This is a genomic window from Gemmobacter aquatilis (assembly GCF_900110025.1).
GTDB lineage: Bacteria > Pseudomonadota > Alphaproteobacteria > Rhodobacterales > Rhodobacteraceae > Gemmobacter > Gemmobacter aquatilis.
In genome coordinates this window covers 1-17,075 of sequence record NZ_FOCE01000014.1, presented here as the reverse complement: position 1 = coordinate 17,075, position 17,075 = coordinate 1, and the positions used below count along the sequence as shown (strand labels likewise).

16 protein-coding genes are annotated in these 17,075 nt (G+C 63.3%); 13 read left to right on the top strand and 3 right to left on the bottom strand.

Annotated elements, in window-relative coordinates; translation table 11 throughout:
- The coding region (locus BMX43_RS17530) for a helix-turn-helix transcriptional regulator (protein WP_139201618.1) at nt 1-233 on the top strand (233 nt) is incomplete at its 5' end.
- A 235-nt stretch (nt 234-468) separates the two neighbouring features.
- Here BMX43_RS17530 and BMX43_RS17525 read toward each other — a convergent pair.
- Entirely contained in the window at nt 469-1,440 is a 972-nt protein-coding gene (locus BMX43_RS17525; RefSeq protein WP_245749530.1) for a helix-turn-helix domain-containing protein, read from the bottom strand.
- Nucleotides 1,441-1,889: 449 nt separating this feature from the next.
- Between BMX43_RS17525 and BMX43_RS17520 the strand changes: the two genes are divergently transcribed.
- From BMX43_RS17520 to BMX43_RS17500, 5 genes are all read left to right on the top strand, one after another.
- Entirely contained in the window at nt 1,890-2,243 is a 354-nt protein-coding gene (locus tag BMX43_RS17520) for a hypothetical protein (protein WP_091303459.1), read from the top strand.
- Between the two features lie 227 nt (nt 2,244-2,470).
- Nucleotides 2,471-3,175 carry a transporter gene (locus BMX43_RS20280; RefSeq protein WP_245749526.1) on the top strand — a complete coding sequence of 235 codons (705 nt, stop codon included), beginning with the start codon at nt 2,471-2,473 and terminating at the stop codon, nt 3,173-3,175.
- 106 nt (nt 3,176-3,281) lie between these two features.
- Complete coding sequence (locus tag BMX43_RS17510; protein WP_175482167.1) at nt 3,282-4,172, top strand: peptidyl-prolyl cis-trans isomerase; 891 nt, start codon at nt 3,282-3,284, stop codon at nt 4,170-4,172.
- Entirely contained in the window at nt 4,169-5,158 is a 990-nt protein-coding gene (locus BMX43_RS17505) for a HupE/UreJ family protein (RefSeq protein WP_217643984.1), read from the top strand. The genes BMX43_RS17510 and BMX43_RS17505 overlap by 4 nt, the downstream gene beginning before the upstream one ends.
- 33 nt (nt 5,159-5,191) lie before the next feature.
- The gene (locus BMX43_RS17500; protein WP_091303457.1) at nt 5,192-7,141 is read left to right on the top strand and encodes a DUF3604 domain-containing protein; all 1,950 of its coding nucleotides are present in this window, start codon (nt 5,192-5,194) and stop codon (nt 7,139-7,141) included.
- Between the two features lie 320 nt (nt 7,142-7,461).
- Here the strand turns inward: BMX43_RS17500 and BMX43_RS19900 are convergent, their stop codons facing one another.
- Nucleotides 7,462-7,623: a hypothetical protein gene (locus tag BMX43_RS19900; RefSeq protein ID WP_175482166.1), complete on the bottom strand. Its 162-nt coding sequence runs from the start codon at nt 7,621-7,623 to the stop codon at nt 7,462-7,464.
- Between the two features lie 186 nt (nt 7,624-7,809).
- Between BMX43_RS19900 and BMX43_RS17495 the strand changes: the two genes are divergently transcribed.
- From BMX43_RS17495 to BMX43_RS17470, 6 genes are read left to right on the top strand one after another with little or no spacing between them, the layout of a single operon-like run.
- Nucleotides 7,810-7,896 carry a potassium-transporting ATPase subunit F gene (locus tag BMX43_RS17495; protein WP_091303456.1) on the top strand — a complete coding sequence of 29 codons (87 nt, stop codon included), beginning with the start codon at nt 7,810-7,812 and terminating at the stop codon, nt 7,894-7,896.
- 51 nt (nt 7,897-7,947) lie between these two features.
- Nucleotides 7,948-9,657: a potassium-transporting ATPase subunit KdpA gene (kdpA, locus tag BMX43_RS17490; RefSeq protein WP_091303455.1), complete on the top strand. Its 1,710-nt coding sequence runs from the start codon at nt 7,948-7,950 to the stop codon at nt 9,655-9,657.
- A gap of 11 nt (nt 9,658-9,668) precedes the next feature.
- A complete protein-coding gene (kdpB, locus tag BMX43_RS17485) occupies nt 9,669-11,678 on the top strand; it encodes a potassium-transporting ATPase subunit KdpB (protein WP_091303454.1) in 2,010 nt (669 codons plus the stop codon).
- An 11-nt stretch (nt 11,679-11,689) separates the two neighbouring features.
- On the top strand, nt 11,690-12,223 hold the full coding sequence (gene kdpC / locus BMX43_RS17480; RefSeq protein ID WP_091303453.1) for a potassium-transporting ATPase subunit KdpC: 534 nt from the start codon (nt 11,690-11,692) through the stop codon (nt 12,221-12,223).
- 3 nt (nt 12,224-12,226) lie between these two features.
- Nucleotides 12,227-14,851, top strand: coding sequence for a sensor histidine kinase (locus BMX43_RS17475; protein ID WP_091303452.1), 2,625 nt, complete (start codon nt 12,227-12,229; stop codon nt 14,849-14,851).
- Nucleotides 14,851-15,531 carry a response regulator gene (locus BMX43_RS17470; RefSeq protein WP_091303451.1) on the top strand — a complete coding sequence of 227 codons (681 nt, stop codon included), beginning with the start codon at nt 14,851-14,853 and terminating at the stop codon, nt 15,529-15,531. The genes BMX43_RS17475 and BMX43_RS17470 overlap by 1 nt, the downstream gene beginning before the upstream one ends.
- A 245-nt stretch (nt 15,532-15,776) precedes the next feature.
- Here the strand turns inward: BMX43_RS17470 and BMX43_RS17465 are convergent, their stop codons facing one another.
- Complete coding sequence (locus tag BMX43_RS17465) at nt 15,777-16,415, bottom strand: hypothetical protein (RefSeq protein ID WP_245749525.1); 639 nt, start codon at nt 16,413-16,415, stop codon at nt 15,777-15,779.
- A gap of 264 nt (nt 16,416-16,679) precedes the next feature.
- Between BMX43_RS17465 and BMX43_RS17460 the strand changes: the two genes are divergently transcribed.
- Nucleotides 16,680-17,075 (top strand): hypothetical protein (locus BMX43_RS17460; RefSeq protein ID WP_425431816.1); only part of this gene is annotated, 396 nt, incomplete at its 3' end.

The window sequence follows — 17,075 nt, the reverse complement described above, 5'->3', positions numbered from 1 at the left end:
CGCGCTCGGCCTTTTTCGAGCGGTTCACCCGGATGGTCGGGGCGCGGCCCATGCAATATCTGACCACATGGCGCATGGCGGTGGCGCGCGACCTGATGCGCCGGGGCAGAGTTGCGCTGGACGAGGTCGCTGCGCAGGTCGGCTATGCCTCTGCCAGCACCTTCAGCACCGCCTTCAGCCGGCACACAGGCCAGCCCCCTGGGAGGTTCATGAAAGGCAACGTGGGTAAGTAACGGCCCATTGCCGACGGTCGTCTGGTGCAAGGAGCGTGGTGGATCAAGACACTCGCACGTTGCGCAGCATGGTTTTCCTATCTATCGGAATGCCAGCGCCGCAGACGTGAACTGAACGACGAACAACCCGTCAATCTGATGGCTTGCGGTCCTTGATCTTATGGCGGGGTATTGTCGTCGGATGGGATGCTGCAACTGGGCAGTCTTGGTCGCGGCCCGCCGCTGGTCACAGTTGTCAAGCCGATGGCAGCGTATTTGATGAAGATGCTCCGTCCCGAAGGTGCTTGGGAGAGAGGCCTGTCCAGCGACGCACGGCACGCGACAGGGCTGATTGCCCTGAAAACCCGAGGTCCTCGGCTACCAGACGCCCTGACCTGCGATCGTCCATCAGGGTTTCGATTGTCCGGGCGCGCCTGATTTCGTCTGCGAGCAACCGAAAGCTGCTTCCATCCATGGCCAACATGCGCTGAAAGGATCTGACGCTCATTCCGGCAACCCCGGCAACCTGTTCAACACGGATGGGCACCTCTGCATTCAGGGCACTCAGGGTCAAGGAGACCGAATGACTGAAGGAAGCTTCCTTGTGGGGCAAGGTCCAGTTCTTCGGCGGCACATCCAGGCGACTGCTTGCGTCAAGGTGCAGAGGGGCATCGAGAATCGTATCGTTTAGATCAATGGACAACACCGCCTGATCCGAAGCGGTCAAGGCGTCGCCAAAAAGCGGACGCAGATGCGCAACGCCCGCCTGCGGATGAGGGCGGATCCTGATCACCTTGGGCGCGGCTGAAGCGTGGTTAGTTGCCAGGCACAGTCCAACGACAAGGGCTGCCGTAAATTGTTGGGACAGATGCATCATTTCGTCATCGAGAACCAATGACCAGCCTGCCTGAACGCGAAGGCCTCCGGGAATAGACCGAAGCACGAGCAGTTCGTGCGTCGAGTAGCACGGCAGGAAGCGTACTGCGCGCATCAGGGCCTCTCGCGGTGTCTGCCCCGTAAGGATCAATTTTCCAAAGATGCCCAAATCGTCAAGGCTGTGCGGCGTCACAATGCGACTGGACGCACCGGGCCCTTCTATTGTGGCCAGTAGTCGGAACAGCTGAAACGCGATTGGGAGGGGAACCGGGCGCTCCGGCGATTTTTCGATGAGGGGGTCAAGGCCCACCTGTGCCAACCACTCTGGAGCGCTGTGTCCGTGCGCCTCCATCCAACGGAACATCGGAAAAAGTGCCGCAGCGCGTATGATTGGTATGGTCCGGGCCAAGTTGTTCACTCCGATGCAGGGCGATGAGACACACTCATGTTTGACGGGAGGCGGACGAGAGGTGCACTGGCGCTGATCATATTTCCTAACATCACCATACCTGCACTGCCTGAGATTCGATACCCGAAGCGCCAGAACCTCTGGGGGCAGTCCCCGGCATAGTTGACCCACGCATGCGTGTTCGTTAAGAGATTTCAATATGATCGGTGCAGAATTTGTTCCAACCGCCGGCAAGGGAGGGGCATGGAAGTGCTTACAACGGACATCTGAACCGCTGTCAGGCGCTATTGGTTCTGGCCGATAAAGCGTGTTGATTTGATGCGCTTGAGGGTGGATACTGCCCGGATTGGTGCGTCGAGATTGCAAAGGTAACTGCCAGAACTGGATGATTCATGAAACGGGTCCTGACATTGATCAGCATTGCTGAATTCATGACGGGAGTTCTTTTGTTTTTTGTCCCCGGCGTCATTTCAGGAGTGCTGCTCGGATCCGACGTGGTTGGAACTGATGTCATATTTGCGCGATTGGCAGGAATAGCATTGATCGGCCTTGGTATGGCATGCTGGCCTGGTCCGCAGGCGCTTGGGATGCTGATCTATAGTATATTGGCTGGACTGTATCTTGCATGGCTGGGGATCACTCAAATCGCGTCAGGTCCATTGCTGTGGCCCGCTGTTATCGTGCATGTAATCATGGCTGTGCCCTTGGCAACCCACATCAAGTACCAAAAATCGCCAGATGTGTAACGAACGGCTGCGCATTGCCCCAAGCGCGAAACAGGCGAAGATTGCCAAGGTGAAACCCTCAATGCGTACCGCATGTTTATGCGGCAATCAAGTAACGGCTGTGTAGAGGTGGAGATCACAATGCGAAGTTTGAAAGTTATTGCGCCCGCTCTCGCGCTGTTCTTGTCAGCGCAGATCGCTGCAACAGGGGCCGCCAACGCCCAATCAGCTGACAAGTGGCAAAGAAGTTGAGCAATTCCATTTCGAGCCTGATTTCCGTCCCCTTCCAATACAACTACGATGATGGCTTCGGAGATGGCGGCGGTCAGCAAAGCTACATCAATATCCAGCCAGTCATTCCCTTTTCGATCGGTGCAAACTGGAACTTGATCTCTCGGACCATCTTGCCTGTTGTGAACAAAGGTGACTTCTTTCCCGGGGACGATAGCCGGACAGGTCTGGGAAACATCACCCAAAGTTTCTTCTTCTCGCCAAAGGATCCGACGAAGAATGGTTTGATCTGGGGTGTCGGGCCGGCCTTGCAGTTTCCTACTGCCACCAACGACATCGCACCAAACCAGTGGGGCGCGGGCATCACGGGTGTGGTGCTGAAACAAACCAACGGTTGGACAGTTGGGATGCTCGCCAATCACGTCTGGTCTATTGGCAATGAAGATACATACGGCGAAAGCTCTAAAACCTTCTTGCAGCCGTTCGTCGGTTACACGACCAAAAGGGCAACGTCCTTCGGGATCAATACAGAGGCTCAATACGACTGGGTTGCCGAAGAATGGTCCGTTCCGATCAATCTGACCGTCGGGCAGATCATCAAGGTTGGTGGCAAGCCAGTGCAACTGACCGGAGGCGTTCGCTATTGGGCCGACAGCCCGCCTGGCGGGCCACAGGATTGGGGAGCACGTCTTGCCGTCACCTATCTGTTTCCGAAGGGCTGAGATTTCTTCGGCCCGATCAGAACGACATGGGATACTCCGCTCGATAAACTGAATGACCGGCCCGGGTGGCAGCAGAACAAGGACTGAAGGTGCGGCTGTGAAACAAATGGCAACCAAATCAACATGGCACAAACGCCTTTTTCTGGAACCGCTTGTGCATTTCACCATCCTCGCCGGGTTGCTTTTCGGCATCCTGTCCGAACCAAACCTCCCGGAAACCCTCGACGATGACAGGCGGATCGTGATCTCGGGCGCAGAGGTCGAGCGGTTGGCAGTCGCCTGGGCGCAACGTTGGCAGCGTCCGCCGACCGAAGGCGAGTTGGAGGGAATGGTCCGCGACGCGATCCGGGAGCAGGTGCTGTATCGCGAGGCCATGGCGCTTGGGCTTGACCGCGACGATGTGGTGATCCGTCGCCACCTTCGGCAGAAATACGAGTTCATCACGCAGGATCTTGCCTACGATATCGAACCGGACGAGGCGACGCTGCGGGCCTATTACGACCGCCAGCCCGACCGATACGCGCAAACCGCCCAGCTGTCCTTCAGCCACATCCTGTTCAGCACGGATCGGCGTGGCACTGCGGCCGAGGCCGACGCTGCGCAAGCGCTGGCTGATCTGCAATCGGTAACGGCGCCGGGTGCCGCAGAAATGCTGGGTGATCCCACGTCATTGCCATCGGGTTTTGAGAAGATCAGTGCTGCCGAGGTAGAGGCGATGTTCGGCCCGGAATTCGCATCCGCGCTGCTGCGACTGCAGCCGGAACGTTGGTCCGGCCCAATCCCGTCGGGCTATGGGTTGCACCTGATCTGGCTGTCCGAAAGGATTTCAGGCGGTCCCATCGGCTTTGAGGCCGTGCGGCAGCGCGTGCAGGATGACTGGGTCTATGACCAGCGCGTTGCAGCCAATGAGACGATCTTTCGCAAGTTGCTGGATCGCTATGACGTGGTGGTGGAGCCCGCTTCATCTGCCGTCCAGAATAGTGGGGATGGCTCATGATGCGGTGTCTGCTCCTCGCAATTCTCGGCATCCTCAGCCTCGCGCATCCGCTGGCGGCCCATGAATCCCGCCCGGCCTTCCTTGATGTTCGCGAGTTTGCGGCGGGTCAGTACGAGGTTGTCTGGAAGCGACCGATGCGCGGGGACTATGTCATCGGCTTTGCCGTTGGCTGGCCTGATGGCTGCGCGCCTACTGTCACGAACGAAAATCAGGTGCCGGGCGCATCCATCACGCGGATGCTGCTGGATTGCGGCGAAACAGGGCTGATCGGCGAGACGATTTCGATCGACCGCCTGCCCGAAACCAGCGCCGAAGTTCTGGTGCGCATCGAGTTTGCCGATGGCACCAGTCAAACCCAACTGCTGCGTCCGGCCTCGCCCTTTGTGACCGTCGAAGGCCCACGCAGCGCGTTTGCTGTCGGGGCAGAATACTTGCGTCTGGGCTTTGACCACATCCTCGCCGGCATTGACCATCTGGTTTTTGTCCTTTGCTTGACGCTGATGGTGGGCGGGGGCTGGACGCTGGTGAAGACGATCACCGCTTTTACCGTCGCACACAGCATCACCCTTGCCCTGTCCACCCTTGGCCTAGTGCGGGTATCACAAGCCCCGGTCGAGGCGGTGATTGCTCTGAGCATCGTGTTTCTGGCCCGCGAACTGCTGTTGTTGCAGCGGGGTCGTCCTGGCCTGACATCGCGCGCGCCTTGGCTTGTGGCCTTCGTGTTCGGGCTGTTGCACGGGCTGGGGTTTGCGGGCGCGCTTCGCGAAATCGGTCTGCCGCAGGGGGACATTCCCCTGGCCCTTCTGGCGTTCAATCTGGGTGTCGAGGCTGGGCAGCTGGCCTTTGTCGCGGTGGTGCTTGCGGTGCTGGGGCTTGGCCGGCGCGCCATCTCGTCTGCCCCTCCGGCATGGGTCCGACAGGTTCCGCCCTATGCCATCGGGACGGTTGCCGCCTTCTGGACTCTCGAACGAATCCTGACTGCATGATCACCCTTTACAAAACCTCGGAAGGATACGCGCATGACATATAGGACATTACGCTCCATCGCGCTCGCCGCGCTGGCCATCGGCCCGGCAGCGTTGCCGGCGTTCTCTCAGGTGGACATCATCGACACGCACGGCCACGATCCTTCCGGGCTGGATGTCCAGAACAAGAAGCCACCCTATTCGCCCAATGCTGGGCGCAGTTTCCCGGACCGGCCGCTGTTTGGCGAAACGCACCTGCACACGACCCTGTCGATGGACGCCGGCACCTTCGGCGCAGTCCTTGGCCCGCGCGATGCCTATCGCTTTGCCAAGGGTGAGGAGATCGTATCGAACACCGGCCAGCCGGTCCGCATTTCCCGACCGCTGGATTTCACCGTTGTCACCGACCACTCCGACAACATGGGATTCTTTTCCGAGTTCGCGGCCGGAAACCCGGACATCCTTGCCAACCCGACCGCGAAGGGTTGGTACGATCTGTTCAAGGCTGGTGAGGGTGGAAAAGCCGCACTCCAGATCATCACAGCCTTTTCGACGGGCACATTTCCCCCTGAAATCCTGTCGGTACCTGGCACCAAGCTGTATCGGGACACCTGGAAGGATATCATTTCTGCTGCGGAAGAAGCGAACGAGCCGGGACGGTTCAGCGCGATCATCGGCTATGAATGGACATCGCAGGTCGGCAAGGGTGACAACCTGCACCGCAACGTGATCTACCGCGACGGCGGCGATCTTGCGGTGCAGATGGACCCGATGGTCACCTTGCCGCCGATGGGCAGCCAGGACCCGGTCGATCTGTGGAAATGGATGGGTGCCTATGAGGCCAAGACCGGTGGCGACGTTCTCGCCATCGCCCACAACGGAAACCTGTCCAACGGCCTGATGTTCCCGACCATCGAGCAGTTCGGCAAGCCCGTGGATGCCGAGTACGTCACCGAACGGGCAAAGTGGGAGAAGCTCTACGAGGTGACCCAGACCAAAGGGACGGGCGAGGCGCACCCGAACCTGTCACCGAACGACGAATTCGCGGATTTCGAGATCTGGGACAAGGCCAACCTCGTCGCGACGGCGGCCAAGACGCCCGACATGCTCGAGTTCGAGTATGCCCGCTCGGCTCTGCTGAACGGCATGAAGCTCGAAACCCAATTTGGCACCAACCCTTACAAGTTCGGAATGGTCGGATCGACGGACTCCCATCTCGGTTTCTCGTCCCAGGAAGAGGACAACTTCTTCGGCAAGACGGTCGGGATGGAACCGGGCCCGGAGCGGATGGTGAAGCCCTTCGTCAAGACACTCATCGCCACCATCATGGAATGGGAAGTCGGCGCGTCCGGGTTGGCTGTTGTCTGGGCGACCGAGAATACCCGCGCGTCGATCTTCGATGCGATGGAACGCAAGGAAACCTATGCAACCACCGGAACGCGTCTCACGGTGCGGTTCTTCGGCGGGTGGGACTTCGTGGCCGAGGATGCCAATTCGCGCAGACCTGCCCAGGCGGGCTATGCCAAGGGCGTGCCGATGGGGGGCGATCTGGCGAACGCGCCTGAAGGCAAGGCCCCGAGTTTCCTTGTCGCCGCCCTGAAGGACCCGATCGGTGCCAATCTTGACCGGGTGCAGATCGTGAAAGGCTGGATCGACGCCGAGGGCAATACCCAGGAGAAGATCTACGACGTGGCATGGGGCGACGCCAACGTCCGCCAGCCCGACGCAGATGGCAAACTTCCCTCGGTCGGCTCGACCGTGAACGTGCCCGATGCAAGCTATGCAAACACCATCGGCGACCCCGAACTGATCACGGTCTGGTCCGATCCGGATTTCGATCCGGCGCTCAAGGCGTTCTATTATGCCCGTGTCATCGAGATCCCGACGCCGCGCTGGACCGCGTATGACGCAAAGTATTTTGGTCTGACCCCGGCTGACGATGTCCAGATGACCATCACTGAGCGCGCATACACCTCGCCGATCTGGTACACACCGGCGGGCTAAAAGCCCGCGTTTCGCTTTTTTGCACCCCGCGCGCCTTACATTCGAGGCGCGCGGTTCGTGGACGGCAGGGAAACCACGCTCTGTTCCGCCACCCTGTCCTGAAAATCCAACACGCAAAAAATGCAGTGCAGGCGAGGCTGTTTGCATTGAACGCACGGCGAAACCTCCCGGCAACAGCATCTTCAGCGTTGCAACAGCTACAACATTACGACGGAAACGGCAGCTTTCGGTGCTTTTGTATGCGCGTGCATTGCCGCACCTGCGTCAGGCCGCTTTCCGCCCTTGGTGACGCAACGGGCCGCAGCCGACCCGGTCGGCCCTTAGCCGCCGGTCAGGACAAAGAGAGATGTTGAGGAACATCCTTGGAAGCTGTCGTTCGATATTGCCGCACCACTGTCGCTCTGATGATCCAGCTTGACGCTGAGCTGATCCGAACGTCCGCCAAAGGTTTTCAGGCAGCCGAGAAGCTCCACCAACTGCATGCACGGGCGATCCTTGCAACTTCCTTATGCCCCCCCCCTGCCTCCCATATCGAAAGGCAATGCAGCCCCGTGGCACCTTTGGACTGATCCAAAGGAGGCAATTATGCTGGATATCCTGTTTTGCGGGCTTGGCCTGGGGCTGATCGGCCTCATGGCGGCCTATGTCGCCCTGTTGCGGAGGTCGTGATGGTCGAAGCCCTCCTCGGCCTGGTCGTGGCGCTGGCCCTCGGCGTCTACCTCGTCATCACCCTCATCGCGCCCGAGAAATTCTGAGGCCCTGAAGCCCCCGCGACCAAGACGGCGCCGGGGCGCTGGAGTATTCCCATGTCCATCAACGGTTGGCTGCAAATCGCGGTCACATTGGCCTTGGTCCTGGCCGTCGTGCTTCCCCTGGGGCGGTTCATGGCGGCGCTCTTCACGGGAGAGCGGACCTTCCTTCACCCCATTCTCTCCCACGTCGAGCGTGGCTTCTACGACGCTGCGGGCATCGACCCGGCGCAAGAGCAGGGCTGGACCTCTTACGCCATGGCCATGCTGGCCTTCAGCGCGGCAGGCTTTGCGGCGCTTTACGCGATCCTGCGGTTGCAGGGCGTTCTGCCCTTGAACCCCATGGGCCTGCCCGGCGTGGCGCCTGACCTGGCTTTCAACACCGCCGTCAGTTTCCTGACCAACACCAATTGGCAGGCCTATTCCGGCGAGGTCACCCTGAGCCCCCTGTCCCAGATGGCGGGCCTTGCGGTGCAGAACTTCCTGTCGGCAGCCACCGGGATTGCGCTCGCCATGGCTGTGACGCGGGCCTTCGCCCGGTCGGGCGCAAGTGGCTTGGGGAATTTCTGGGTCGATATGACCCGCGCGACGCTTTACATCCTATTGCCGCTCTCCATCGTCGTCGGTCTGGCCTTCGTGGCGCTTGGCGTGCCGCAGACCTTGGGCGGGGCGATGGACGCCAACACACTGGAGGGCGCCTCGCAGGTCATCCCGCTGGGTCCCTTGGCCTCCCAAGAGGCAATCAAGCAGCTGGGCACCAATGGCGGCGGCTATTTCAACGCCAATTCGGCCCATCCGTTCGAGAACCCCTCGGCGCTTTCAAATATCCTCGCGATCTGGGCGATGCTGGCGATCTCGGCCGCCCTGCCCATCACCTTCGGCCGCATGGTCGGCTCCGAACGTCAGGGCTGGGCGCTTCTTTCGGCCATGGCGGTGCTGCTCATCGGCGGCGTGGCGCTGGTTTATTGGGCGGAGACCGCGGGCAATCCGATCATCACCGCGCTCGGCGTCGATCCGTCGCTCGGAAATATGGAGGGCAAGGAAATCCGCTTCGGCCAGGCCATGTCGGCGCTCTTCGTCGCGGTCACCACGGGGCTTTCCTGCGGGGCGGTCAATGCCATGCATGACAGCCTGACGCCCTTGGGAGGCCTCGTCCCCCTGCTGCTAATCCAGTTGGGTGAGGTTCTGCCGGGCGGCGTCGGCTCGGGCCTCTACGGCATGGTCGTCTTCTGCGTGCTGGCGGTTTTTGTCGCAGGCCTGATGGTCGGCCGCACGCCCGAGTTCCTGGGCAAGAAGATAGAGGCGCGGGAGATCCGCCTAGCCGTCCTCGCCGTGCTGATCCTGCCGCTGGTGATCCTGGGCTTCACCGCCTTGGCCGCCACGCTGCCCGCGGCGCTCTCCAGCCTGAACAACCAAGGCCCCCATGGGCTGAGCGAACTCCTCTATGCTTATTCCTCGGCTGCGGGGAACAACGGATCGGCCTTTGCCGGGTTAAACGCCAACACGCCGTGGTTCAACACCACGCTTGGGATTGCCATGATGCTCGGCCGCTTTGCCTATGTCCTACCTGTGCTGGCTATTGCGGGGTCGCTCGCCTCCAAGACCCGCGTCGAGGCCTCGTCAGGGACCTTCCCGACCACCTCGCTGCTGTTCGTAGGCCTGCTGGTCGGAGTCATCCTGATCCTCGGCGGCCTGCAATTCTTCCCGGCCCTCGCCTTAGGGCCTATCGTGGAACACGTGCTGATGCACGCCTCCGCAACCTTCTGACGGAGACTGACATGTCCTCTCCTGCCCTTTTCAACCGGGCGATCCTGCTGCCAGCGCTCCGCGATGCGGTCTGGAAGCTTGACCCCCGGACCCTCATGCGCAACCCGGTCATCTTCGTAACCGAGGTCGGCGCGGCACTGACCACCTTGCTGTGGGCCCTTGAGCCCGACGCCTTCTCGGGCCAGATCGCGGCCTGGCTCTGGTTCACCGTCCTCTTCGCCACTTTCGCCGAGGCGGTGGCGGAAGGCCGAGGCAAGGCCCAGGCCGCCAGCCTGCGCCAGGCGCGCAGCGACGTTCAGGCCAAGCTTCTGCTGCATCCCGACACCGACGACGGGCTTTACGAAAAGGTCAACGCCCAGACGCTGGAAGCGGGCGACGTGGTCCTGGTGGAGACCGGCGACGTCATTCCCCTGGACGGCGACATCATCGCGGGCGTGGCCTCGATCAACGAGGCGGCGATCACCGGCGAAAGCGCCCCCGTCATCCGCGAGGCGGGCGGCGACCGCTCGGCCGTCACCGGGGGGACCACGGTGCTTTCGGATGCCATCCGCGTCCGCATCACCGCCGCCCCTGGCGAGACCTTCATCGACCGCATGATTGCGCTGGTCGAGGGCGCCGAGCGGCAAAAGACCCCAAACGAGCTGGCTTTGTCGGTGCTTCTGTCCGGCATGACGCTGATCTTCCTGATCGCCGTGGTCTCGCTTTGGGGGCTGGCGGGCTATTCCGGCACGGCCGTTTCGGTGGTGGTCCTGGTAGCGCTGCTCGTCACGCTGATCCCGACGACCATCGGAGGGCTTCTCTCGGCCATCGGCATCGCGGGCATGGACCGGCTGATCCGCTTCAACGTCATCGCCACCTCGGGCCGCGCGGTGGAGGCTGCGGGGGATGTGGATACGCTGCTCCTCGACAAGACCGGGACCATCACCTTCGGCAACCGCATGGCGACCGAGTTCCTGCCTCTGCCGGGCGTCAGCGCGGCGGAACTGGCCAGCGCGAGCCTTCTGGCCTCGATGGGCGACGAGACGCCCGAGGGCCGCTCCATCGTGGCCCTGGCCAAGTCCGACTTCGGGCTTCAGGATCAATCGCTGATCGGCGCGGTCCTGGTGCCCTTTGCCGCCCAGACCCGGCTGTCGGGGGTGGATATCGACGGGCGCCATGTCCGCAAGGGCGCCGTGGACTCTGTCCTGCGCTTTGCGGGCGTGACCGCGCCGCCCGAGTTCACCCGCGCGGTCGACCAGGTGGCGCGGTCGGGCAGCACGCCTCTGGCGGTGGCGGATGGGGCACGACTTCTGGGCATCATCCACCTGGGGGACGTGATCAAACCCGCGATCCGCGAGCGTTTCGCCGCGCTGCGCGCCATGGGGATCCGCACGGTCATGGTGACGGGCGATAACCCGGTGACCGCCGCCGCCATTGCCTCCGAGGCCGGGGTGGATGACTTCATCGCCGAGGCCACGCCCGAGGACAAGCTGGCCTATATCCGCCGCGAGCAGGTCGGCGGTCGCCTGATCGCCATGTGCGGCGACGGGACGAACGATGCCCCCGCACTCGCCCAGGCCGATGTGGGCGTCGCCATGCAGACCGGCACCCAGGCCGCGCGTGAGGCGGGCAACATGGTGGACCTGGATAGCAGCCCCACGAAACTCATCGAGATCGTCGAGATCGGCAAACAGCTGCTGATGACGCGGGGGTCGCTCACGACCTTCTCCATCGCCAATGACGTGGCCAAGTATTTCGCCATCCTGCCCGCGCTGTTCGTGGCCACATATCCGCAGATGGAGGCCCTGAACCTCATGGGCCTTTCGTCTCCGCAATCGGCCATCCTCTCGGCGGTGATCTTCAACGCGCTGATCATCGTGGCGCTGATCCCCTTGGCCCTGCGCGGTGTGCCCTACCGCCGGGTTGGGGCCGCAGCCCTCCTGCGCCGCAACCTGACGATCTACGGCCTGGGCGGCCTTGTCCTGCCCTTTGTCGGCATCAAGGTCATCGACCTCGCCGTCACTGCCCTGCACCTGGCTTGAAGGAGCCCGCCATGACCCATCTTCGCCCCGCCATCACGCTTTTGGCGCTGTTTACCCTGCTTCTGGGCCTGGCCTATCCTCTGGTCCTGACCGGGATCGCCAGTGCCCTTTTCCCCCATCAATCCCAGGGCAGCCCAGTCGTCGTGGGCGACCAGCTGATCGGCTCGTCGCTGATCGGCCAAGCCTTCGCGGAACCCGGCTATTTCCACCCCCGCCCCTCGGCGGGCGGCTATGACCCCATGGCCTCGGGGGGGTCGAACCTGGGGCCGACCTCGGCCAAGCTGATTGAGCGCATCAAGGCCGAGGCCACCCCCGGCATCCCCGCCGATGCGGTCACCACCTCGGCCTCGGGGCTCGACCCCGATATCTCGCCGGAGAATGCCCTCTCCCAGGTCGCCCGCGTGGCCAAGGCGCGCGGCATGCCCGAGGACACCATCCGCGCCCTGGTTCAGGCCCAGACCGAAAGCCGCCTCTGGGGCCTGATCGGAGAGCCCCGGGTGCATGTCCTGGCTTTGAACCTGGCCCTCGATGCGCTAACCCAGTAACCCATGGCCTCCCCCGACCTGACCCCGAAACGGCCCGACCCAGACGCGCTCTTGGCCCTGGCCCGCGCCGACCGGCCGGGCCGTCTGAAGATCTTCCTCGGCGCCGCGCCCGGCGTGGGCAAGACCTATGCCATGCTCGCCGCTGCCCAACGCCTGAAGGCGGAAGGTCATCCCCCGGTCGTGGGCCTGGTGGAAACCCATGGCCGCAAGGAGACCGTAGCCCTGACCGAGGGGCTGGAGATCCTCCCCCGCCGTCCGGTCGCCTATCGCGGGCAATTCTTGGAGGAATTCGACCTCGACGCGGCCCTTGCCCGCCGCCCCGCCCTGCTGATCGTCGATGAACTCGCCCACACCAATGCCGATGGCAGCCGCCACCCCAAGCGCTGGCAGGATGTGCAGGAGCTCTTGGATGCGGGGATCGACGTCTGGACTGCGCTCAACATCCAGCACCTCGAAAGCCTGGCCGATGTGGTGGCGCAGATCACCGGGGTCCAGGTGCGCGAGACGGTGCCCGACGCCATCCTGCAAACGGCGCAGGACGTAGTCCTCGTCGACATCCCCCCCGACGAGCTGATCGCGCGGCTCAAGGCGGGCAAGATCTATCTGCCCCAGACCGCCGCCAGGGCCACCGAGAATTTCTTCAACCGCGGCAACCTGACCGCCCTGCGGGAACTGGCGCTGCGGCGCACCGCCGACCGGGTCGAAGATCAGATGACCCAGATCCTGCGGCAAAAGGCCATCGAGGGGCCCTGGGGCGCCTCGGAGCGGCTGATGGTCTGCGTGGGCCCGGATGGTTCGGGGGAAAAGCTGGTCAGACTAGCCGCGCGCCAGGCGGCCTCGCTGAACGCCAGTTGGATTGCGGTGTCCCTGGCCCGCCCGGGCGCCCCCCATGGCCCCGACAGCCTCGACCTCGCCGAAAGTCTGGGGGCCGAGGTGCAACGGCTGACCAGCACGGATTTCGCGGCCGACCTCTTGCGGCTGGCGCGGCGCGAGAATGTCACCCAGATCCTGCTGGGCCAAAGGGGCCGCGCCCTGTCGCGGGCGCTTCTGGCGCTGACCGAGGATATCCCGGTCATGGTCGTCCCGCTTGGCTCACTACCGCGCCGCCTGGACCTCTCGGCCCTGACAGCCCCGGGCCTGGTACTGGACCTTGGCCTTGCCGCCCTCGTCACGGGTCTTGGAGTGGCGGTGGGCACCGGGCTTGACGCGCTGATGGAGCTTCCCAACCTGTCGATGGTCTTCCTGTTGGGGGTGCTGGCGGCCTCGGCCCTGCGGGGTGCGCGCTCGGCAAGTCTCGCCGCGGGGCTGTCCTTCCTCGCCTACAACTTCTTCTTCATCGAACCCGTCCACACCCTGACCATTGCTAAGCCGCACGAGCTTTTCGCGCTTCTGATCTTCCTCGCCGTAGCGCTCTTGACCGGATCCCTGACCGCCCGCATCCGCGCCCAGGTCCAGACCGCTGTGGCACAGACCCGCGCCATCGAGGCCCAGGCCGGTTTCTCTCGCAAGCTCGCCGTGGCATCGACGGAAGAGGACGTGCTTTGGGCCGCCGTCACCCAAGTTCATGCGCTGATGGGGTCCACGGCGATCCTCCTGGTCCCCGAGGGCCCCGACCTGATCGCCCGCGCCGCCTGGCCGCCCGACGAGTTGACCGATCCGGCCGAAAGGACCGCCGCCCGTTGGGCGCTGGAAAAGGCTGAAGCGGCTGGCTGGCGCACCGGGACGCTACCCAACATCCGCTTCCGCTTCGAGCCTCTGCGCACCCCCGGCCGGGTCGTCGGCGTCCTAGGCTTCGAGCCCCGCGACCCCTCTGAGCCCCTCAGCCCCGAGGACGAGACCCAGCTTTCCGCAACCATCGAACAGGCGGCCCTGGCCTTGGACCGCGCCCTCCTGGTGCGCGAGGCGGTCAAGGCAGCGGCGCTGGAAGAAAACGAGAAGATCCGCGATGCGCTTCTGACCTCTCTTAGCCATGACCTGCGCACGCCCTTGGCCGCGATCCTGGGCTCGGTCACCACGCTCCAGGCCCGGGGCGGGTTGGCGGCGGGGCAGGCGCTGGACCTGTTGCAGACCATCGGGCAAGAGGCCGGCCGGCTCAACCGCTTCGTCGGCAACCTGATGGAGATGAGCCGCATCGACCAGGGCGCGCTGAAGATGCGGCGCGACTGGGTCGACGTGGGCGATGCGGTTCGCGACGCGGTCGAGCGCTGCGGCAAGACCCATCCGGGGCGCGTCACGCGGATCAGCCTCGCGCCGGACTTGCGCTTCATCCGGGGCGATCAGGACCTTCTGGCGCAGGTGATCTTCAACCTCGCCGACAATGCCCATAAATATGCCGATGAGGGCGAGGTCGCGATCCATGCCCGCAACGAGGGGGACCAGGTGGTGATCAGCGTGACCGACGAGGGGCCGGGGATCAAGCCGGTCGACCTCGAACGCGTTTTCGAGAAGTTCTATCGCGGCGGCGGCACGGATCGGCGCAAGGCCGGGACGGGGCTTGGCCTGTCGATCTGCCGCGGCCTCGTGCAGGCCATGGGCGGCACGATCGAGGCGCAAAGCCCCGCCATCCGCCGTCGCGGCACGCGCATGGTCGTGCGCCTGCCCGCGGCCGAACTCCCCGAGGAGGCTTGATGCGCCTGATCCTGATCGTCGACGACGACCCGCAGATCCAGACCATGCTGCGCATCGGGCTGGAGAGCGCGGGCTATCAGACCCGCCCCGCCCTGTCCGGGGCTGAGGCCCTGCGGCTTGCGGCCTCCATCGCGCCCGATGCGGTGCTGTTGGATCTTGGCCTTCCCGACCGCGACGGGAAAGAGGTCCTGGCCGATCTGCGCGCCTTTTCCCAGGTGCCGGTGATCGTGCTCTCGGCCCGCGACCGCGAGGCGGAGAAGGTAGCGGCGCTGGACCTCGGCGCCGATGACTACCTGGAAAAGCCCTTCGGCATCAGCGAGCTGCAAGCCCGCCTGCGCACCGCGGGCCGTCATGCCGCCCGTGGCAAGGCCGAGGTTCTGCGGGTGGAAATCGGCGACTTGGTCATCGACCTTGACAAGAGGTTGGTGACGCGGGGCGGAGCGCCCCTGAGGCTGACCCCCAAGGAGTATGATCTTCTGGCGGTGCTGACCCGGAACCTCGGCCGCGTGGTGACCCACCGCCAGATCCTGACCGCGGTTTGGGGCCCCGCGCATCATGACGACACGCAATATCTTCGCGTCTTCATCGGGCAACTCCGCGCCAAGATCGAACCCGACCCCGCCAATCCGACGATCCTGCGCACCGAACCCGGTGCAGGATACCGGATGATCGAGCCATGAGGCGCGACGGTCCGGTTTTATGCTGAACAATCAGAGCCCCAGCGACCGCTTTCCGCCCTTTGTGCGAGGTCGGCGGTAGCAGGTGGTCGGCCCTTCGGAACGTTGCACATGATACCTCAAAATCAGAAGCGGTTGATTCCCTGTGTCACGAGAGGATTCAGTGCGGCGTCGGGCCTATGGGCTGGCGCCGTTTCTGTTTCTGGGGGGTGGTTTCCGGTCTGGTTGAGTGCGGGTGGTCAAGGTGTTCAGTAGTGCACCTCCTCATGGCCATAACTGCCCTCATAATCCCGCCATTCGACAAAGACCGAGCGGTGCCTGTAGGTGCCGCAATCTGCGGGGATGTCGAAGTCCGATGCTGTCGGGACCGCTTTAGGGCTGCTGCGGCGACGGTGGGCCTCACCCTGTTCACCGTAGCTGCCCTCGAACACGCGCGAATATCCATTGCAGCCGTGATCATCATCGCGGTTTTGCTGGAAGTTGATCTCGAACACCCGGACGGAACGGACGAAATCGAAGGTGGGATCAGAAATGTCGATGGCTGGCCGCTCCTGAATGAGCTGAAGCTCCAATGGCATTTCGTGGATAGAAACCAGCGGCACTGGTTCAGCGCGGAACGCGATGTCAAACAGCCGCGCCATTGCCTTATCTTCCGAGCGGAAACGCGCCCGCATCGGGCAGCGCCAGATCTGCAGCGGCGGCTCGATTGGCCAAGGAGTGATGCGCAGGATGAAGACCGCCTGGGCGTGGGCACATTCTGCCGAAGCCGGCCAGCCACCCGCCAGGCAGAGGAGGATCGCACAGTCGACCGGATATGCTGCTACAGGCGTGACGGTGGCAGTCGAGAGCCCGAGACCAAGGAAGACGGCAGGGAGGAGGAATTTCACGGGAGGTCCTTTGGGGCGGGGATTGTGGTGAGAAAGGTGGAATAGGCGTCGGTCGTAGCCGGTGCCTTGGCCACGGCACGGGCGCGTTCCTTATCGAGGCAGGCGATATAGTCAGAGACTTCCCCGAAATACGTTTCAAACTCGGTCGTTGGCGCTGTCTGCACTGGCATGCGGAGCCTCCCGGGCGGAAGTGATCCGCTGGAATGAGCCGGAAGGGCAGGGGGGTGGGCCCGCGAGCTTGCCCGCCGCAACCTGCAGGACTCCGTGCTGATCCTGACGGTGGTCCGCCGCCTGACTGCGCCACTGGCCGTGCCGTTCTTTGCCAAAACGGCGGCCCGGGTCTGGGGCGAGGACACCGCACGGCGGCTTGAAGAGCTGCGCGAAGTGGTTTCGATCCTCGAGACCGGCCTTGGCGTCAAATCCCACCGCCTCAAGATCAGCAACGGCAGTCTGATCGGCTTTTATGCCTCGCTGCTGACCGGCGAACTTCGTACCGCACCTCGCAGCCAATTTGGTCTCATCGCCGAGGATGCTGCAGGTGCCAGCATCCAGTTTGGCAAAGGCCAGTTCACAGTCGAGGAGGGAACCGACGCGCCTCGTGTCGGCGCCGTGCTCTATGTCAAATCTTATGCCACTGCGACCTGGCCCACCGGACGGCCG